Origin of the sequence: Streptomyces sp. OR43 (assembly GCF_008042275.1) — a bacterium.
Classification (GTDB): domain Bacteria; phylum Actinomycetota; class Actinomycetes; order Streptomycetales; family Streptomycetaceae; genus Streptomyces.
Map to the genome: position 1 here is coordinate 1,778,303 of NZ_RDBK01000043.1, position 18,920 is coordinate 1,797,222.

General features: G+C 68.8%; 20 protein-coding genes and 1 pseudogene. 11 read left to right on the forward strand and 10 right to left on the reverse strand.

The annotated features are described in order from the left end of the window. Nucleotides 1-178 precede the first annotated feature (178 nt). On the reverse strand, nucleotides 179-1,180 hold the full coding sequence (locus EAO72_RS26750; protein ID WP_148019753.1) for a helix-turn-helix transcriptional regulator: 1,002 nt from the start codon (nucleotides 1,178-1,180) through the stop codon (nucleotides 179-181). An 89-nt stretch (nucleotides 1,181-1,269) separates the two neighbouring features. On the opposite strand from EAO72_RS26750, the gene EAO72_RS26755 reads away from it, so the two are divergent. The 3 genes from EAO72_RS26755 (at nucleotide 1,270) to EAO72_RS26760 (ending at nucleotide 2,952) form a co-directional block, all read left to right on the forward strand. Then, nucleotides 1,270-1,566 carry a hypothetical protein gene (locus EAO72_RS26755; RefSeq protein WP_148019754.1) on the forward strand — a complete coding sequence of 99 codons (297 nt, stop codon included), beginning with the start codon at nucleotides 1,270-1,272 and terminating at the stop codon, nucleotides 1,564-1,566. A gap of 130 nt (nucleotides 1,567-1,696) precedes the next feature. Then, the gene (locus tag EAO72_RS42215; protein WP_187285228.1) at nucleotides 1,697-1,900 is read left to right on the forward strand and encodes a hypothetical protein; all 204 of its coding nucleotides are present in this window, start codon (nucleotides 1,697-1,699) and stop codon (nucleotides 1,898-1,900) included. Between the two features lie 77 nt (nucleotides 1,901-1,977). Then, nucleotides 1,978-2,952 (forward strand): ParB N-terminal domain-containing protein, encoded by a 975-nt coding sequence (locus EAO72_RS26760; protein WP_187285229.1) that lies wholly within the window; start codon nucleotides 1,978-1,980, stop codon nucleotides 2,950-2,952. 193 nt (nucleotides 2,953-3,145) lie between these two features. On the opposite strand, the gene EAO72_RS26765 is transcribed toward EAO72_RS26760, so the two are convergent. Together EAO72_RS26765 and EAO72_RS26770 are read right to left on the reverse strand one after the other, a co-directional pair. Beyond that, nucleotides 3,146-3,865, reverse strand: coding sequence for a DUF5324 family protein (locus tag EAO72_RS26765; protein WP_148019756.1), 720 nt, complete (start codon nucleotides 3,863-3,865; stop codon nucleotides 3,146-3,148). Between the two features lie 267 nt (nucleotides 3,866-4,132). Beyond that, nucleotides 4,133-4,306 (reverse strand): annotated as a pseudogene (locus EAO72_RS26770) (rhomboid family intramembrane serine protease); the annotation flags it as partial. 36 nt (nucleotides 4,307-4,342) lie between these two features. Here EAO72_RS26770 and EAO72_RS26775 point away from each other — a divergent pair. Beyond that, a complete protein-coding gene (locus tag EAO72_RS26775) occupies nucleotides 4,343-4,870 on the forward strand; it encodes a peptidylprolyl isomerase (RefSeq protein ID WP_148019757.1) in 528 nt (175 codons plus the stop codon). A 219-nt stretch (nucleotides 4,871-5,089) separates the two neighbouring features. Beyond that, nucleotides 5,090-5,989, forward strand: coding sequence for a rhomboid family intramembrane serine protease (locus EAO72_RS26780; RefSeq protein ID WP_148022054.1), 900 nt, complete (start codon nucleotides 5,090-5,092; stop codon nucleotides 5,987-5,989). A 298-nt stretch (nucleotides 5,990-6,287) separates the two neighbouring features. Here the strand turns inward: EAO72_RS26780 and crgA are convergent, their stop codons facing one another. Beyond that, nucleotides 6,288-6,542, reverse strand: a complete 255-nt coding sequence (gene crgA / locus EAO72_RS26785; RefSeq protein WP_136326732.1) for a cell division protein CrgA — start codon at nucleotides 6,540-6,542, stop codon at nucleotides 6,288-6,290. A 141-nt stretch (nucleotides 6,543-6,683) separates the two neighbouring features. Between crgA and EAO72_RS26790 the strand changes: the two genes are divergently transcribed. From EAO72_RS26790 to EAO72_RS26815, 6 genes are read left to right on the forward strand one after another with little or no spacing between them, the layout of a single operon-like run. Next, nucleotides 6,684-7,451 (forward strand): DUF881 domain-containing protein, encoded by a 768-nt coding sequence (locus EAO72_RS26790; RefSeq protein ID WP_148019758.1) that lies wholly within the window; start codon nucleotides 6,684-6,686, stop codon nucleotides 7,449-7,451. 25 nt (nucleotides 7,452-7,476) lie between these two features. Next, nucleotides 7,477-8,205, forward strand: coding sequence for a class E sortase (locus tag EAO72_RS26795; RefSeq protein ID WP_148019759.1), 729 nt, complete (start codon nucleotides 7,477-7,479; stop codon nucleotides 8,203-8,205). Between the two features lie 56 nt (nucleotides 8,206-8,261). After that, on the forward strand, nucleotides 8,262-8,450 hold the full coding sequence (locus tag EAO72_RS26800) for a hypothetical protein (protein WP_148019760.1): 189 nt from the start codon (nucleotides 8,262-8,264) through the stop codon (nucleotides 8,448-8,450). Next, on the forward strand, nucleotides 8,447-9,085 hold the full coding sequence (locus EAO72_RS26805; protein WP_148019761.1) for an aminodeoxychorismate/anthranilate synthase component II: 639 nt from the start codon (nucleotides 8,447-8,449) through the stop codon (nucleotides 9,083-9,085). The genes EAO72_RS26800 and EAO72_RS26805 overlap by 4 nt, the downstream gene beginning before the upstream one ends. Then, entirely contained in the window at nucleotides 9,082-10,449 is a 1,368-nt protein-coding gene (locus EAO72_RS26810; RefSeq protein ID WP_148019762.1) for a class E sortase, read from the forward strand. Before EAO72_RS26805 ends, EAO72_RS26810 begins: the two co-directional genes overlap by 4 nt. Before the next feature lie 34 nt (nucleotides 10,450-10,483). Next, nucleotides 10,484-11,212 carry a class E sortase gene (locus EAO72_RS26815; protein WP_148019763.1) on the forward strand — a complete coding sequence of 243 codons (729 nt, stop codon included), beginning with the start codon at nucleotides 10,484-10,486 and terminating at the stop codon, nucleotides 11,210-11,212. Nucleotides 11,213-11,292: 80 nt separating this feature from the next. On the opposite strand, the gene pknB is transcribed toward EAO72_RS26815, so the two are convergent. From pknB to EAO72_RS26845, 6 genes are all read right to left on the reverse strand, one after another. Beyond that, entirely contained in the window at nucleotides 11,293-13,287 is a 1,995-nt protein-coding gene (pknB, locus tag EAO72_RS26820; RefSeq protein WP_148019764.1) for a Stk1 family PASTA domain-containing Ser/Thr kinase, read from the reverse strand. Between the two features lie 167 nt (nucleotides 13,288-13,454). After that, nucleotides 13,455-14,918, reverse strand: coding sequence for a peptidoglycan D,D-transpeptidase FtsI family protein (locus EAO72_RS26825; protein ID WP_148019765.1), 1,464 nt, complete (start codon nucleotides 14,916-14,918; stop codon nucleotides 13,455-13,457). Then, nucleotides 14,915-16,324, reverse strand: coding sequence for an FtsW/RodA/SpoVE family cell cycle protein (locus EAO72_RS26830; RefSeq protein ID WP_148019766.1), 1,410 nt, complete (start codon nucleotides 16,322-16,324; stop codon nucleotides 14,915-14,917). The genes EAO72_RS26825 and EAO72_RS26830 overlap by 4 nt, the downstream gene beginning before the upstream one ends. 23 nt (nucleotides 16,325-16,347) lie before the next feature. Beyond that, complete coding sequence (locus EAO72_RS26835) at nucleotides 16,348-17,841, reverse strand: Stp1/IreP family PP2C-type Ser/Thr phosphatase (RefSeq protein ID WP_148019767.1); 1,494 nt, start codon at nucleotides 17,839-17,841, stop codon at nucleotides 16,348-16,350. Between the two features lie 129 nt (nucleotides 17,842-17,970). Next, entirely contained in the window at nucleotides 17,971-18,486 is a 516-nt protein-coding gene (locus EAO72_RS26840) for an FHA domain-containing protein FhaB/FipA (protein WP_148019768.1), read from the reverse strand. 10 nt (nucleotides 18,487-18,496) lie between these two features. Continuing rightward, nucleotides 18,497-18,920, reverse strand: a 424-nt coding sequence (locus tag EAO72_RS26845) for an FHA domain-containing protein (protein ID WP_148022055.1), incomplete at its 5' end; no start/stop codon positions are given.

An 18,920-nucleotide genomic window follows, 5' to 3' on the forward strand; every position in this document is an offset into this window, starting at 1 on the left:
GTGTTCAACCGGAATTCTTGAGCGGTTGGAAGCCGGTGTGTTCAACCGGAAGGCGTGAGCGGTTGGACGCCTGTGTTCAAGCGGAAGGCGTGAGCGGTCGGACGCGGGACACGACGGCAGAAAGCCGTGCCCGGCCGGACACACGGTGTCCGGCCGGGCACGGCTCCGTCGGTGTCCGTCAGCCGGCGTCCTCTGCCAGGAGGCGCCTTTGGACGGCGCGGACGCCGGCCTGGAACCTGCTCTCCGCCCCCAGGTGGGCGAGCAGGCTCGCCGCGGTCCTGCGTACCGTCCGGGTCGAGACCGCCAGGCGGTGGGCGATCGCCTCATCGGTACGCCCCTGGGCCATCAAATGCAGTACTTCGGTCTGCTGCTTGGTGAGCCCGGATTCCGAGCACGGCTCGGGACGTACGCCGAGAGGTTGCGCGGACTGCCACACGCTCTCGAAAAGCGTGCACAGGAGCGTGATCGTTCCTGGATTCTCGACCAGGACCGCACCCGTTCCCGTGTTCTCGCTGTCTGCCGCTATCAGGGCGGTACGCCGGTCGATGACGATGAGCCGGTTGGGCAGCGTGGGCGTGGTACGGATGTGAGCGCCCTGATTTACCAGCCATTCGGCATGGGCTACCGTGTGCGCATCGCGTCGAATGCTGTCGAGATATATGGTGCGCATCCGCACCCCTCGGCTGAGGAGTCTCGTATTGAGAGGGCGGGAGGATGCCGTGTTCTCCGGGGTCTGCGCGCCACCCGGGGCGAACGTCAGGAACTCTTCCCGAACCTGATTGTTAATGATTTCGAGCTGTTCCCTGATGGCCTCGATCCCTGAAATGTACCGGAATCCTGAGCCTGCCCCGGGAGCATAGTTGTGGCCGTACATGGCGATGGCGTCCGCAACGGCCGCACGGCTGGATTCGACATGCTGCTGGTGTGCCATCAGTTCGGCCTGCTGCCGTGCAAGCAGGGCTTCCAGGCCCAGAAGGGGATTCACCGCACGTATGTGTGTCCGGTAGGCCGTCGATTGCTGGACCAGGGCGAGACGGCTCAGCCGGTCCAGCGCCTCACGTGCGGCGTGCTCCGTGATTCCGAGCATGGTCGCCCAGTCGGCGACATCCGCTTCCGGGTGGGCGAGCATGGTCTTATACACGGCTTCAGCGGTCGGATCAATACCCAATTCAGAAAGCAAGTGGAATCTCCCCCCCGGGGAACCTGTCCATGTGGGCTCACTCGAGAGTGCATGCTACATGAACCACTAATTAGCGCGGAGTGAGAGAAATGGTCTATCTCGTTCATATTCATCTTCTGCCGCATCCGTCCGGCGCGGGGCTCCCCGGCGGCACGGCCGCGGCCATTGCCGGGGTCCTTCCCGGGGACATGGGGATCCGTCATATCTCCTTACACGCCACGGAACAGCCGGCCCCGGTCCTCGGTGTCTACCTGGAGTCCCGGACACTGGCGCATGCGGAGTCCTCGGCGCGGACTCTGTGGGAAACCGCGGCCGCCGCACTGCCGTGGCTGCGCGAGTGGTCCCTTCTCCGCGCGGAAGTCCCCTTGATGCCCGCCTTCCACTGAGTCCTTGTCCCCTTGCGGACATGGCCGCTTTGCTCACCCCTGAACCCATTCTCATCCGCCTTGCCCGAGGCCAGAATCGATCACGGTTCGAGCAGTGAACGAGGGCTTACGACGCAGGGGGAAGAGAACGATGACCGCACGTCGAATGGTGCTTTTCACGGCAGCGATTGCCACCGTCGTGTCCGTGGCGGGCGGTGCGGCGGCCACTCAGCCGGCGCACCCGGGGGCGGTCCAGGCCGACTCGGGCTGGCAGGCGCCGGTGCCCGCGATGCATTCCGCTTCCGTCCCGGAGGACCCGGCCGTGCTGCCGGGAGACGACTCGGGCTGGCAGTAGTGGCCGGGCCGGCGCAGCCGAGGGAGAGCGACTCCGCTTACCTGCTCGGGCTCAGGGACGGTCTGCACAGCATCCCGGTGGTCGATGTCCCTCTCCGCGAACTGCGGGTCGGATCCTCTCCGCGCAGCAGCCCGGAGACCCCGGAACACACCCGCACCCTCGTGGAGGCCGGAGCGGACCTGCCGCCCGTCCTGGTGCACCGCGCGTCGATGACGGTCATCGACGGTATCCACCGGCTGAGAGCCGCGCAGGTGCGGGGTGCGAGCAGGATCGCCGTCCGCTACTTCGAGGGAAGCGCGGAGGACGGCCTGCTCCTGGCCGTGGCCGTGAACGGCGTTCATGGACTGCCTCTGTCGGTCGCCGAACGCACCGAGGCCGTGAAGCGGATCGTGACGGCGCATCCGGAGTGGTCGGACCGGTCCGTGGCCAAGCTGGCAGGTCTGTCCCCGGCGAAGACGGCGGAGATACGGCGCACCCTGTGCGGGGAAGCCCCTCCCGGCGGCGTACGGGTGGGGCGCGACGGCCGCGCCCGGCCTCTCGATCCCGCCCGGCGCCGTGAACGGGCCGCCGAGCTTCTGAGGGCGAACCCGAAGGCGTCCTTGCGGCAGATCGGCAAGGAGGCGGGGCTCTCCCCCGCCACGGTCGCCGACGTCCGGGACCGGATCAGGCGGGGTGACCGCGTGGTCACACCCCTGCGGGCCTCCCGCGCCGCGGTGACCACGGCCCGCGCGGTGCGGGAGGCTGCGGAGCCGGCGGCCGTGGACCCCGTGGAGATCTGCAGCCTGCTGCGGCGCGATCCCTCCCTGCGGCTCAGCGAGGCCGGGCGCGCGTTCCTGCGCCTGCTCGACGCGGGGGCCGTGGTCGCGAGGAACAGGGAGGACATCGCCGCCGGTCTTCCCTCGCACTGCAGGGCATCGGTGGCCCGGCTCGCGCAGGTCTACGCGGAGAGCTGGCAGCTCTTCGCCGCGGAACTGCAGCCGGCCGACGGCCGCCCGGCGGACAGCCGATTCCGCGCCGGCGGCCGTCCCGTCCGGGACGGGGCGGCGTCGTAGGAACACCGGACGGGCCTGACACGACGATGGGCGCCGAAGGACCTGAGGGTCCTTCGGCGCCCATCCGCCGCGTTCTGTCCGGCTGCAATGCCGCCGACCGGTCAGGCGCGAGGCCGGTGGCCGGTCAGGGGCGAGGCCGGTGGCCGGTCAGGGGCGAGGCCGGTGGCCGGTCAGGGGCGAGGCCGGTGGCCGGTCAGGGGCGCTCGTCCGGGTCCTGGCCGTCCAGCGTGCCGTCCGCCTCGGCGTCGGCCTGCTTGGCCTGGACCTCCGGGTCCAGGGCCGCCGGATCGCTGCCGTCGACCGAGGTCAGCGGGGCGCGGTCGTCGACCTCGGTCGGGGCGGGGGGCTCGACCAGCCAGTCGGGGTTGGCCTGCTTGTCCCACCACCGCCAGGCGGCGTAGGCGGCGCCCGCCAGGAGACCGGCCACGGCCAGGCCCTTGAACGCGCGGCCGCACCTGGCCCGCCGTTCGTGCTTCCGGGTCAGCTTCCTGATCTCCTTCGGCGTGACCTGTCCGCGCAGAGCGGCCAGCGCGGCCGTGCTGCGAGCTGTGGCCTCCTCGGCCACGGGCCGGCCGGCGGCGATGGCGTTCTCGACGCGCGGGACGGTGTAGTCCGCGGCGCTCCGGGCGGCCTGGCGGGTGCGCACCGCCGCGCGCTGCGCCGCCTCGTCGACCTTGGGGGGTACGTGTGCGAGGGCGAGTTCGAGTCGTGGTGCGAGGTGCGCGTCGTACTGGACACGGGCCTGCTGAGCTGCCTTCGACACCTTCGGCGCGAGCAGTGTGCGGGCCTCGTGCGCATAGTGAACGGCCTGTTCCTTGGCCGAGTCGGCGTAGGGCGCCACCACTACCGCGGCGTGCTGCACGCTGTCCCTCGCCGAGTCGGTTGCGGCGCGCACGCTGTCGATGCGGGTCACGGGATCCTCCTCCTTGGTGGCGGGTAGGTACTCCGCCTATCCACCCAGTTCGAGATCATGCCTGCAGGGGACCTGTGCGGCACGCGGAGCGGGCATCCGGGTCATTCAGTTCATCAGGGATGCCCCGGGGCAAGCAGGTGCAAGGGGAGCCTGCCGACGACAATGCCATGGTTCGGTCCGCCTCGCGCTGGTTCGGCACGCACTTGGCCGCATCTGTGCCCGCACGGCTGTCCGCCGGGGGGAGGCCGTGAGGGCACAGATGCGGCCAAGTGCGACCAGCACCGCGGCACAGGTGCCGAACTGCACGAGGTTCCGCCGCTCCCGTGGCGCGTGCACCATGCCGATCCCGATCAGCACGCCCGCGATCAGTCCGCCCACATGCGCCTGCCAGGCGATTCCGCCCCAGGGGTTGAAGGTGATGACCAGGTTGAGCGCGAGGATCGGCTGACGTCAGATCAGACTTACGGAAGGCAGACCGTGGCCGAGCAGCTTTACGCCACCTTGAAGACCAACCAGGGCGACATCGAGATCCGGCTTCTGCCGAACCACGCGCCCAAGACGGTCAAGAACTTCGTCGAGCTCGCCACCGGTGAGCGTGAGTGGACCCATCCGGCGACCGGCGCCAAGTCCAAGGACCGGCTGTACGACGGCACCGTCTTCCACCGGGTCATCAGCGGCTTCATGATCCAGGGCGGCGACCCGCTGGGCAACGGGACCGGTGGTCCGGGGTACGAGTTCGGCGACGAGTTCCACCCCGACCTGGCCTTCACCAAGCCGTACCTGCTGGCGATGGCCAACGCCGGCCCGGGAACCAACGGCTCGCAGTTCTTCGTGACCGTGTCGCCGACCGCCTGGCTGACGGGCAAGCACACCATCTTCGGTGAGGTGGTGGACCCGGCGAGCCAGAAGGTGGTGGACGCCATCGCGGCCACCCCGACGAACGCGCGGACCGACCGCCCGGTGCAGGACGTGGTCATCGAGTCGGTCGTCGTCGAGAAGCGCTGATCGCCCGACGTCCCTGATCGCCCGACATCCCTGATCGCGCGACGTCGCCGACCGCCTGACGTGCCCGATCGCCTGAAGTCACCGTCCGGTCACTCTCCGGTCCTCCTGTCGGGAACCAACCGCCCTGTCCGTCCGTACTTGTTATGAGGGCGGATGCGCAGGGCGGTGCCGTGTGCGCTGTCGCCACGACGAGGACCGAGGGGACCGCGCATGGGACCGATGGACCAGCAGCCGCCGGCCGGGCAGGGCCCGACCCCGCCTGTGGACGGCCCGGTCAGCTGCTACCGCCACCCCGGCCGTGAGACGGCGATCCGCTGCACCCGCTGCGAGCGGCCCATCTGCCCGGACTGCATGGTCAGTGCGTCGGTCGGCTTCCAGTGCCCGGACTGTGTGCGCCAGGGGTCGGGGACGGGGCACCACCCGGCCGCCTCCCGGCCGCGCACGATCGCCGGCGGGGCGGTCGCGGCCGACCCCCGGCTGATCACCAAGATCCTGCTGGGGATCAACGCCGCGGTGTTCCTCGCCGTGCTGGCCAACGACGCGCTGCTCAATGACCTGACGCTGCTGGGCCAGGCTCCGTACTACCCGTACGGCCCGGTCCAGGGTGTCGCGGAGGGCCAGTGGTACCGGCTGGTCACGTCGATGTTCCTGCACGAGGCGGTGTGGCACTTCGCCTTCAACATGCTGGGGCTGTGGTGGCTCGGCGGACCGCTGGAAGCGGCGCTCGGACGTGCCCGCTATCTGGCGCTCTATCTCGTCTCCGGGCTGGCGGGCGGCGCCCTGACCTACTGGCTCGCTCCGCAGAACCAGCCCTCGCTGGGTGCCTCGGGCGCCATCTTCGGCCTGCTGGGAGCCACGGTCGTCCTGATGCGCCGGCTGAACTACGACATGCGCCCGGTGTTCATGATCCTCGCGCTCAACCTGGTCATCACCTTCAACCCCTGGGGCGGAATCGCCTGGCAGGCGCATGTGGGCGGACTGATCGCGGGCGTGCTGATCGGGATCGGCATGGTGCACGCGCCACGGGAGCGGCGGAACCTCGTGCAGTTCGGCACCTGTGCCGCGGTGCTGGTCGTGGTGGTCGTGATCGTGGTGGCGAGAACGGCCGCGCTGACGTAGGCGGGCACGGTCAGCCCGATATGGACCGTTTGTGATCGAAGTTGTCCACAGCGTGCACCCGATCTTGTGCATGAGGCGGGTACAACTGTGCCCCTTGCCGCTGAGCTGGGTTTTTCCAGCCAGGGCAAGGGGCGTGCCACCTGCGTCGAGGGGTGGTCGCAGTCACACCGGCGTCAACGGCCGAGGAGTTATCCACAGATCGTCTGACCTTTTCCCCCGCCTGTGGATAACGCTGTGGGTAACTCAGGGCAAGGGTTGCGGGACCAGGGTCCGCTGTGGTGCTACGCGGTCCGTGGAGCTACTTCCACTGGGTCGAGACGCCGAAGCCGCCGGCGATGAAGCCGAAGCCGACGACGATGTTCCAGTTCCCCAGCGAGTCGATCGGCAGGTCGCCGTCGGTCACGTAGAACACGACGATCCAGGCCAGTCCGATCAGGAACAGCGCCAGCATCACCGGCGCGACCCAACTGCGATTGGTGAGCTTTATGTTGGTTGCCTGCTTCGCCGGAGGCGGCGTGAAGTCGGCCTTCTTGCGGATACGTGACTTCGGCACGAGGAACTCTCCTGTCGATGCGCTGCGTGACCGCGCAGGGAACTGTGGCTTGCGCCGGGGCTGGGCGCGAGGGGGAATGCTGCCTCCCCGGGGCGTCCGTTAGCGTAGTGCTTCCGTGGCGCCGAAGGAGATAAGGGTACGTTGAGCAATTCTGCCGACTCTCCCCCAGGTCCGGTCCGGCGCACCTTCCGGCATCCGGCCAAAGTGCTCACGGCTGCCGTTTTCGCCCTGGCGGGCCTCATCTTCGTCACGAGCGCCAATACCGCCAAGGGCACCAATATCCGTACGGACTCCTCGCTGCTGAAACTCTCCGATCTCATTCAGCAACGCAGTGAGAAGAACGCCGCCCTGGACGAGTCCGCGGCCTCCGTGCGCGACGACATCGACACCCTCGCCCAGCGCGACGGCGGCAGCACCGAGGCGGAGGACGCCCGGCTCAAGGCGCTGGAGCGGGCCGCCGGCACCTCGAAGCTCTCCGGCCGCGCCGTCTCCGTCACACTGAACGACGCCCCGCAGAACGCCACGGCGAGCCCCGGCTATCCCGATCCGCACCCCAATGACCTGGTGATCCACCAGCAGGACCTCCAGGCCGTCGTCAACGCCCTGTGGCAGGGCGGCGCCCGTGGCATCCAGGTCATGGACCAGCGGCTGATCTCCACCAGCGCGGTGCGCTGCGTCGGCAACACCCTGATCCTCCAGGGCCGGGTCTACTCGCCGCCGTACAAGATCACCGCTGTCGGTGATCCCGGGAAGCTGGAGCAGGCGCTCGACGCCTCGCCGGCGATCCAGAACTACCTGCTGTACGTGAAGGCGTACGGGCTCGGCTGGAAAGTCGACGAGCGCAAGGCGGTGACTCTTCCCGGCTACTCGGGCACAGTGGATCTCCACTATGCGGAGCCGGTGAAGTAGCGAGCAGCTGCGGGGAGGCCGACCGGTGTCGGTGCGACTGATCGTCAGGACGTTCAGCGAGCTGTGTATCACCGTGGGCGCCCTGATCATCCTCTTTGTGGCCTACATCCTGTTCTGGACCGGGGTGAAGGCGGCGGGCGCGACCGAGGGGCAGATCGACGACCTGCAGAACCAGTGGGCCCACGGAGCGGTGACCGCACCCGAGCCCGTGCCCCTGCCGTCCGCCTCGCTCCTGCCGGCCGACCCGAAGCCGTCCGCACCGGCACCGGCCCCGAAGGCGTACCGCGACGGGAAGCCGTTCGCGATGCTCTACATACCCCGCTTCGGGAAGGACTGGGAGTGGCCCGTCCTGGAGAACACGAAGGTCAAGACCCTGCAGAAGGGGCTGGGCCACTACCGGGGCACCGCGGCGGCCGGCGCGACCGGCAACTTCGCGGTGGCCGGGCACCGGCGCACCTACGGCGATCCGTTCAAGGACTTCCCGAAGCTGCGGCCCGGTGACGCGGTGATCGTGACGGACGGGACGACGTGGTTCACGTACCGCATCGACAGGAAGCCCTACCGGACCGTGCCGAGCGATGTCGGCGTCATCGACCCGGTTCCCCGCAAATCCGGCTTCGACGGACCCGGCCGCTATCTGACGCTGACCACCTGCGAGCCCGAGTGGGGCAGCAGCCACCGGCTGATCGCGTGGGCGCACCTGGACGCGACCCAGCCCGTCACCGACGGGAAGCCCGCGGCTTTCCACAGCTGACCCACGGCGATGCCCCGGCCCTTTAGTCTGGTCCCGTACCGAATGGAGGGGTCAGCATGTACGGCTGGATCTGGCGGCATCTGCCGGGCAACGCGTGGGTGCGCGGGTTCATTTCGCTCGTGCTCGCCCTGGCGGTCGTCTACGTCCTGTTCCAGTACGTCTTCCCGTGGGCGGAGCCGCTGCTTCCGTTCGGCGATGTGACGGTGGACGGCGACGGCACGAGCGCGATGGGGGCCGGCCGATGAGCGCCCGCATCCTCGTCGTCGACAACTACGACAGCTTCGTCTTCAACCTCGTCCAGTACCTCTACCAGTTGGGCGCCGAGTGCGAGGTGCTCCGCAACGACGAGGTGACCACGGCCCACGCCCAGGACGGCTTCGACGGCGTCCTGCTCTCGCCGGGTCCCGGCACCCCCGAGCACGCGGGCGTCTGCGTCGACATGGTGCGGCACTGCGCGGCGACCGGTGTCCCGGTCTTCGGTGTCTGCCTGGGCATGCAGTCGATGGCGGTGGCGTACGGCGGCGTGGTGGACCGTGCGCCGGAGCTGCTGCACGGCAAGACGTCCCCGGTGATCCACGAGGGCCGGGGCGTCTTCGCCGGTCTGCCCTCGCCCTTCACCGCGACCCGCTACCACTCGCTCGCCGCCGAACCGGACACGGTTCCCGCGGAGCTGGAGGTCACCGCGCGGACGGCCGACGGCATCATCATGGGGCTGCGCCACCGGGAGCTGGCGGTCGAAGGGGTGCAGTTCCATCCGGAGTCGGTGCTCACCGAGCACGGCCATCTGATGCTGGCCAACTGGCTGGCGCGGTGCGGTGACACGGGAGCCGTCGAGAGGTCGGCGGGACTCGCGCCGGTGGTGGGCAAGGCCGTCGCGTGACGCCACCCCGCCATGGATCCGACGCCGGACAGGACGGCCCGTACGAACCGGGCGGGTTCGAGGCGGCGGTGGATCATCTGGCGGACCCGCTGAACGACCCGCTGCCCGGGCGGCACGCCTCCCCGTGGTTCCGGGCGGAGAACATCCCCGGCGGGCAGGCGGTCGCGGCCGGGGACGGGGCGTCGCCGGCGCAGGCGACACACGGGCCACAGGCGGCTCAGGATCCTCCGCCTGAGTGGTACGACCCCGAGGGATACGAACGGGACTGGTACGGCCGCCAGGAGCCCGCGCAGGCCCCGCCGTCTGTCGTCCCGCCCCCCGTCACCGCGTCGCCCGCTCCGCCCGCCGAGCCGCTGATCCGCCACGACGAGACCGTCGCGCTGCGGAAGGCGGTACCCCGGCGCGTAGTCGTCGCCGACCAGGCGGCGACCGCGGTCCTGCCGGTGACGACGACCCGTCCGCGGCAGGACCCTGAGCACGACGGGGGTCCCGGGGCCGCCGACGGAACGGCCGTCTCCGCTCCCGCCCCCGGCGGACGGGCCGAGCGGCGCCGGGCGGCGAAGGGCCGCGGGCGCAGGCACGGCGACGGACAGCCGGAGACCGCGACGGCGGCGGGGGTCGGCGGCACGGACGCCACGCCCCCGAAACCGCTGTCGCGCGTCGAGGCACGGCGGGCGGCCAAGGCGGCGAAGGACAGCCCCGCGGTCGTGGTCAGCCGGGTGGTCGGCGAGCTGTTCATCTCGCTGGGCGTCCTGATGCTGCTCTTCGTCACGTACCAGCTGTGGTGGACGAACGTGCGCGCCGACCAGATAGCCGGCAAGGAGACGCACAAGATCCAGGACGACTGGGCCAAGGGCAAACGCAGCCCCGGCGTGTTCGCACCGGGTGAGGGCTTCGCCATCATCCACATTCCGAAACTCGACGTGGTCACGCCGATCGCCGAAGGCATCAGCAAGGAGAAGGTCCTCGACCGCGGCATGGTCGGGCACTACGGCGAGGAACCGCTGCGCACGGCGATGCCCTCGGACAAGCAGGGCAACTTCGCGCTGGCCGGCCATCGCAACACCCACGGCGAGCCCTTCCGCTACGTCAACCGGCTGAGCCCCGGCGACCCGATCGTGGTCGAGACGCAGGACGCCTACTACACGTACGAGATGACGAGCGTCCTTCCCCAGACCTCACCGTCCAACGTGTCGGTCATCGGCGCGGTGCCGCCGCAGTCGGGGTTCAAGAAGCCCGGCCGCTACATCACCCTGACGACCTGTACGCCCGAATTCACGAGTACGTACCGTTTGATCGTCTGGGGCAAGATGGTCGACGAACGGCCGCGCAGCAAGGGGAAGCCCGACGCGCTCCTGGACTGAGCGGGCCGAACGACATCACGACAGGGACGGTGCGGTGGCAGCGAGGACCGAGGACGAAGAGCAGACCGGCCAGTCCGCGCCTCCGGTGCGGCCCCGGGGCCGTCATCCCGTCGCGACCGCCGTCAGCGTCTTCGGTGAACTGCTGATCACCGCGGGCCTGGTGCTCGGCCTCTTCGTCGTCTACTCGCTGTGGTGGACGAACGTCCTGGCCGACCGCGAGGCCACCAAGCAGGGCCACACCGTCCGCGACCGCTGGGCCGACGGCCCGGGCGCGCTGGACACCAAGGACGGCATCGGGTTCCTGCATGTCCCGTCGATGAAGAACGGCGAGGTGCTCGTCAAGAAGGGCACCGACACCGAGACCCTCAACGACGGCATCGCCGGCTACTACACCGATCCGGTGAAGTCGGCGCTCCCGTCCGACAAGGAGGGCAACTTCACCCTGGCCGCCCACCGCGACGGCCACGGGGCGAAGTTCCACAACATCGACAAGGTGCGGACCGGGGACGCGATCGTCTTCGAGACCAAGGACACCTGGTACGTCTACAAGGTCTTCAAGGAGCTCCCCGAGACGTCGAAGTACAACGTCGACGTGCTCCAGTCCGTCCCGAAGGGCTCGGGCGCCAAGAAGGCCGGCCGCTACATCACGCTGACGACGTGCACCCCCGTCTTCACGTCGAAGTACCGCTACATCGTGTGGGGCGAGCTGGTGCGTACGGAGAAGGTCGACCACGACCGTACGAAGCCGGCGGAGCTGCTCTGATCCGGGCGGAGACGACAGACACAGGGCCCCGGTCACCGTTGAGGTGACCGGGGCCCTGTGCTGCTGAACCGTGGTGCGCGCTAGTGGCCGTTCCCGCCGCCCAGGAGGCCGTTCCCGTTACCGTTCCCGCCCATCGTGGTGAGCGTGATGGTGGTGGCGGCCGGGTCGGCCTGGGTGCCCGGCTGCGGGTCGCTTCCGGTCACGAGGGCGTTGTCGTCACCCGAGCTGCCTTCGGCGAACTGGATGTTGGTGAAGCCGGCCTGGGCAAGTTCCGCCTTGGCCTGGGAAACGGGCTTGCCCCTGATCTCGGGCACGGGGACCGTCGCAGGCTGCGGCGGACCCTTGGACACCTTGAGGATGATCGAGGTGTCCTTGCCCACCTTCTCGTTGGCCGCCGGGTTCTGCTCGACGACCTCGCCCGCGGGCTTGTCGTTGTCGACCTCGGACTTGCCGATGTTGGTGAAGCCGAGCGGGGTGAGCTGGGCCACCGCTTCGTCCCACGTACGCCCGGTCACAGGCGGCATGGCGATCAGCTTCTCCGTGGCGACCGAGAGCTTCACCTCGGAGTTCTTCTCAGCCTTGGAGTTGCCCTTCGGCGTCTGGTCCAGGACCGTGCCCGGGTCGGCGTCGGAGGACTCGACGGAGTTGACCGTGACCGTGAAACCCTTTTCCTCAAGGATCTGGCGGGCATTGTCCTTGGACTTCTCCGTGACGTCCGGTACCTCGACCTTCGGCGCACCGCTGGAGACGAAGACCGTGATGGTGTCGTTCTCCGAGACCGTCTGGTCCTTCGTCGGCGTCTGCCGGCAGATCTTGCCCGCGGGCTGCTGCTCGCACTCTTCCTTCGGGCCCTGCTTGAGGACGGTGTTGGTGTTGTCCGCGAGCAGTTGCGCTTCCTTGAGGGTCGAACCGACCATGTTCGGTGCCTTGAAGGTGCCGTCGCCGCTGTCACCGTCGCCGCCGAAGACGGACTTCCCGATGAGGACCGCGCCGATCAGCACCAGGATGCCCGCGACGACCAGCAGGATCGTCGAGGTGTTGCTCTTCTTCTGGCGGCGGCGGTCGGGGCGGTCGTCGTAGCCGTAGCCGCCGTCGTCCGGGTTGACCGGCGGCAGCATGGATGTCGGCGCGCCGTTCGGGTCGGCGGGCCGCAGGGCGGTGGTCGGCTGGTCGTTGTCGTAACCGCCGTAGCCGCCGTAACCGGCAGCACCCATCGCCGCGGTCGCCGCGACCGGCTGACCGTCGAGGCATGCCTCGATGTCGGCGCGCATCTCGTCGGCCGACTGGTAGCGGTAGTCGGGGTCCTTGGTGAGCGCCTTCAGCACGATCGCGTCCATCTCGGGCGTGATCTCGGGGTCGAAGTTGCTGGGCGGCTGAGGCTCTTCCCGTACGTGCTGGTAGGCCACCGCGACGGGTGAGTCCCCGACGAACGGCGGCCTGACGGCCAGCAGCTCGTAGAGCAGGCAGCCGGTGGAGTACAGGTCGGAGCGCGCGTCGACCTGCTCGCCCTTGGCCTGCTCCGGGGAGAGGTACTGGGCGGTGCCGATGACGGCCGCGGTCTGGGTCATCGTCATGCCGGAGTCGCCCATGGCGCGGGCGATGCCGAAGTCCATGACCTTGACCTGGCCGGTGCGCGTCAGCATGACGTTCGCCGGCTTGATGTCGCGGTGCACGATCTGGGCGCGGTGCGAGTACTCCAGCGCCTGGAGGATCCCGACGGTCATCTCGAGGGTGCGCTCGGGCAGCAGCCTGCGGCCGGAGTGGAGCAGTTCCCTGAGCGTCGACCCGTCGACGTACTCCATGACGATGTACGGGATCGAGACCCCGTCGACGTAGTCCTCACCGGTGTCGTAGACCGCGACGATCGCCGGGTGGTTGAGCGAGGCGGCGGACTGGGCCTCACGGCGGAACCGGGCCTGGAAGGACGGGTCGCGGGCGAGGTCCGCCCGGAGCGTCTTCACAGCTACGGTGCGGCCGAGCCGGGTGTCGTGGGCGAGGTAGACCTCGGCCATGCCACCACGGCCGAGCACCGAGCCCAGCTCGTACCGGCCGCCGAGGCGACGCGGCTCTTCCATAACTGTTCCAGCCCTCTCCGTCAGTCCTGACCGCACCGGTGTGCGGTCCGGCGGTGTGCTGTTCGCGCATACGCTACCGGCCGCGCACTAGCTGATCGGCCCGCAGGCAATACCTGATATCCGACCGGTATCCGCGGGCGCGGAATTGGGGCCGGGTGTGATCGGTGTCACTTCTTGCTGTCGATGACGGCCTTCATGACGTCCTTCGCGATGGGCGCGGCCAGGCCGCCACCGGAGATGTCGTCGCGGTTGGCGTTGCTGTCCTCGACGACCACGGCGACGGCCACGGGCGAGCCGGCGTCGGTCTTCGCGTACGAGATGAACCAGGCGTACGGGTTCTCGCTGTTCTTGAGACCGTGCTGAGCGGTACCCGTCTTGCCGCCCACGGTGACGCCGTCGATCTTGGCGTTCTTTCCCGTTCCGCTGTTGATGACGGTCTCCATCATCTGCTGGAGCTTCTGGGCGTTCTCACCCGACATCGGCTGGCTGAGCTGCTCGGTCTCGTGGGTGTAGATGTCGTCCAGGCTGGGCGACTGCCGCTTGGCGACCATGTACGGCTGCATCAGCTTGCCGTCGTTGGCGACCGCCGCGGCCACCATGGCCATCTGGAGCGGGGTGGTCCGGTTGGACGCCTGGCCGATGCCGGCCATGGCGTTCTGCGGACGGTTGTCCTTGGGGTAGATGCTCGCGGCGGAGCGGACCGGAGTGAAGATCTCCTTGTTGAAGCCGAACTTGTCGGCCTGGTCGATCATCTTCTGGTTGCCCAGGTCGTCGCTGATCTTGCCGAAGACGGTGTTGCAGGACATCCGCAGCGCCTCGCGGAGCGAGACGTTCTCGCACGGGATGTTGTTCTCGTTGGTCAGGGGCTGCCCGGTGGTCAGCGGAAGCCGCCAGGGCAGCGGCGACTTGGTGGCCGCGTCGATGTCGGTGTAGAGCCCGTTCTCCAGAGCGGCTGCCGCGGTGACGACCTTGAAGGTCGAGCCGGGCGGGTAGGTCTCGCGCAATGCCCGGTTGAGCATCGGCTTGTCCTTGTCCTTCTGGAGCTTCTGCCAGGCCTCGGAGTCCTTGTTGGAGTTGCCCGCGAAGGTCGAGGGGTCGTACGACGGGGTGCTGGCGAGCGCCAGGATGGCGCCGGTCTGCGGGTCGAGGGCGGCGACGGCGCCCTTCTTGTTGCCGAGGCCCTCGAACGCGGCCTTCTGGGCGGCGCTGTTGAGCGTGGTGACGACGTTGCCGCCCTGCTTCTCGTCCCCGGTGAACATCGACATCGTGTTGTCGAAGAAGAGCTGGTCGTCGTTGCCGGTGAGGATGCCGTCCTCGATGCTTTCGAGCTGCGTGGCGCCGAAGGCCTGCGAGGAGTAGCCGGTGACGGGCGCCCACATGGGCCCGTTCTTCCAGACCCGCTTGTACTTGAAGTCGCTGTCCTTGGTCTCGGTGGACCCGGTGATCTCGGCGCCGCCGTCGACGATGATGTTGCCGCGCTCGTGCGCGTACCGCTCGATGCGGACGCGGCGGTTCTCGTCGCGGGTGTTGAGCTCGTCGGCCTTCACGTACTGGAGGTAGTTCGTCCGTGCGAGCAGGGCGAAGATGAGGACGCCGCAGAAGATCGCGATCCGGCGCAGGGGCTTGTTCACGGTCGGACCACCTGGGTCATCTCGGCGTCGGAGGTCGGCGCGGGGGCCGGTGCGGGGCGGCGGGCGGTGTCGCTGATCCGGATGAGGATGGCGATCAGCGCCCAGTTGGCCAGAACGGACGAACCACCGTACGCGAGGAACGGCATGGTCATACCGCTCAGCGGGATGAGGCCCATGACACCGCCGGCGACCACGAAGACCTGGATCGCGAAGGCGCCGGAGAGACCGATCGCGAGGAGCTTGCCGAAGGGGTCACGGGCGGCGAGAGCCGTGCGGACGCCTCGCTCGACGATCAGACCGTAGATCAGCAGGACGGCCATCATTCCGGCCAGTCCCAGTTCCTCGCCGACGGTGGAGAGGATGAAGTCCGCGTTGGCGGCGAACATGATCAGGTCCGAGTGGCCCTGGCCCAGCCCGGTGCCGAGTGTGCCACCGGAACCGAACGACATGAGGGACTGGGCGATCTGGTCGCTCTGCGCCATCGTCGCCTTGGCGAACGGGTCGAGCCAGGCGTTCACCCGGTCCTGCACGTGGTGCTCGAAGGACGCCACACCCACCGCACCGGCTGCCGACATCAGCAGACCGAAGACGATCCAGCTGGTCCGCTCGGTGGCGACGTACAGCATGACGACGAACAGACCGAAGAACAGCAGGGACGTACCGAGGTCGGTCTCGAACACGAGGATCAGGATCGACAGGGCCCAGATGGTGATGATCGGACCGAGGTCGCGTCCGCGCGGCAGGTACATCCCCATGAAACGGCGGCTGGCCAGTGCCAGGGCGTCCCGCTTCACCATCAGATAGCCGGAGAAGAAGATCGCGATGAGGATCTTGGCGAACTCGCCCGGCTGGATCGAGAACGGGCCGAGGCTGATCCAGATCTTCGCGCCGTTCACCGCCGGGAAGAACATCGGGATGACCAGCAGGACCAGCGCCGCGGCCATCGAGATGTACGTGTAGCGCTGGAGGATGCGGTGATCCTTGAGGATCATCAGCACCGCGACGAAGAGACCGACGCCGATCGCCGAGTACAGGAGCTGCTTGGGGGCGTCCGGGCTGTACGCCCCGTACAGGTACTCCGCGCGCTGGATCAGTCGCGGCGACTGGTCCAGCCGCCAGATCAGCACCAGGCCCAGGCCGTTGAGCAGGGTGGCCAGGGGCAGCAGCAGCGGGTCCGCGTACGGAGCGAACTTGCGCACCACGAGGTGGGCGACGCCGCCGAGCAGGATGAGCCCTGCTCCGTAACCGAACATGCCGGACGGGAGGCTCCCGTCCATGGCAAGGCCCACGTTGGCGTAGGCGAACACCGAGATGGCGATGGCGAAGACCATCATCATCAGTTCGGTGTTGCGCCGGCTCGGTGCGTCGATCGCGCCGATCGTGGTCGTGTTGGTGACAACGCTCATGGTGCTGAAGGCCCCCTACGGCTTTACTGCTTACCGCACTGCGGGACCAGCTTCTTCTCTTCCTCCGAGAGGCTGGGACCGGGAGTGGGAGTCGCTGAAGTCTGCTTGGTCTTGGCGTCGGACGTCGTGGACGTCTTGGTGGCGTCCTTGTCCGTACCGGCGGCCTGGCCCTCGTCGCTGGGGGCGTTCTTCTCGGCTGCGCGGCGCTGCGCGTCCTTCTTGCAGGCGGTCGCCTGGGTGGCGAGTTCGGTGATCTTCTTGCGGGCGTCGGCCAGGCTGCCCTCGGCGATGGTCGCCTCGACCTGCTTGCGCTGGTAGGGCGGGAGGTACTTGAGTTCGATCTCGGGGTGGTTCGTCTCGACCTTCGAGAGCGAGACCCACGCGAGGTCCTGGCTGATGCCCCGGTACAGCGCGACGTTGTCGCTCTTCGCGCCGACGAAGTACTGGGTCTGGGTCCAGCGGTAGCCGCCGTACACACCGCCGCCGATGACCGCCAGGGCGAGCACGATGTACAGGGACCGCTTGAGCCACTTGCGGCCGCCGGGCTTCACGAAGTCGTCGTCGGAGTAGGAGCCGAAGGCCCCGTCCGGCATACCGTCGTAGCCGACGTCGTCACCGCTGCCGGGAGGGCCGAAGCCGCCCGAGGGCGGCGGGACGGGGCGGCCGAGGCCGGCCGCGCGTCCGGCGGGGGTCTCCATGGCGCCGCCGTCGTTCAGTTGGGCGGCCTGGTTCTCCGCGACGGCTCCGACGATGACCGGGGTGTCGTTGAGCTGCCCGGCCAGGGTGTCGTTGCTGTCGACGTCGAAGACATCGGCGACGATGCAGGTGATGTTGTCCGGACCGCCACCGCGCAGAGCGAGCTGGATGAGGTCCTGGATGGTCTCCTGCGGGCCCTGGTAGCTGGCGAGCGTCTCCTCCATCGTCTGGTGGGAGACGACGCCGGAGAGCCCGTCGGAGCAGATCAGATAGCGGTCGCCGGCCCGGACCTCACGGATGGAGAGATCGGGTTCGACGCGGTCACCACTGCCCAGCGCGCGCATCAGCAGGGAGCGCTGCGGATGGGTGGTGGCCTCCTCCTCGGTGATCCGGCCCTCGTCGACCAGCCGCTGGACCCAGGTGTGGTCCTGCGTGATCTGCGTCAGGACGCCGTCCCGCAGCAGATAGGCGCGCGAGTCGCCGACGTGGACGAGACCGAGGCGCTGACCCGTCCACAGGAGCGCGGTGAGCGTGGTGCCCATGCCCTCCAGCTGGGGGTCCTCCTCGACCATCATGCGCAGCTGGTCGTTGGCCCGCTGGACCGCCGTACCCAGCGAAGTGAGGATGTCGGAGCCCGGGACGTCGTCGTCGAGCTGGACGAGTGTGGAGATCACCTCGGAGCTGGCGACCTCACCGGCCGCCTGGCCGCCCATGCCGTCGGCGATGGCGAGCAGACGCGGTCCGGCATAGCCGGAGTCCTCGTTGCCCTCCCGGATCATGCCCTTGTGCGATCCGGCGGCGAAGCGCAGGGAAAGACTCATGCGCACCTCGCCCGTCGGCTCGGGGTACAGCCGGTCTCGAGCCACACTGCCCACCCTCCGGTCGGGAGCCTGGCCGGGTCCGTTGCCCGGGCCGCCGCGGCTCGCTCGCTCCGCTCGCTCATTGTCGTACTACTTCCGCAGCTCGATGACGGTCTTGCCGATCCGGATCGGCGCGCCCAGCGGAACAGGCGTCGGGGTGGTGAGACGGGTCCGGTCCAGATACGTGCCGTTGGTGGACCCGAGATCCTCGACGATCCACTGGCCGTCACGGTCGGGGTAGATCCTGGCATGCCTGCTGGACGCGTAGTCGTCGTCCAGCACGATCGTTGAATCATGGGCCCGGCCCAGCGTGATGGTCTGCCCCTGGAGCGCCACCGTGGTGCCGGTGAGCGTCCCTTCGGACACGACCAGTTTGGTCGGTGCGCCCCGGCGCTGGCGGCCGGGCTGCTGGCGTTGCTGCGGCGGTGCCGCAGCGGTCTGGCGTGCCTGTGGAGGCCGCGCGTCGGTCGCAGTGCGGCGTGAGCCGCGCTGCGTGACGCGCGTTCCGAACAGGTCACTTCGAATGACCTGGACGGCCACGATCACGAACAGCCACAGAACAGCCAGGAATCCTAGCCGCATGACCGTAAGGGTCAGCTCTGACATTGCCCCCGCTTCACCCTTCGGCTTGCCGGTAAACGATGGTGGTGCTGCCCACGACGATCCGCGAGCCGTCGCGGAGCGTAGCGCGGGTTGTGTGCTGCCCGTCTACCACGATGCCGTTGGTAGACCCGAGATCCTGGATCGTCGAGGGCGTTCCGGTCCGAATCTCACAGTGCCGGCGGGATACTCCGGGGTCGTCGATCCGCACGTCGGCGTCGGTGCTGCGGCCCATCACCAGCGTCGGGCGGGAGATCTGATGACGGGTGCCGTTGATCTCGATCCAGCGTCGCACCTGCGTGTTCGGCAGGGGGCTGGGGGTGGCCGGCGGGCGCCGGTCCGGGCCCGGTGCTCCGCCGTGCCTGGCGCCCGGCGGCGGGGCCGCGGGCATGGGCGGTGCGGAGGTGGGCGGGTAGCCGTAGCCGCCGGGAGCCTGGGGG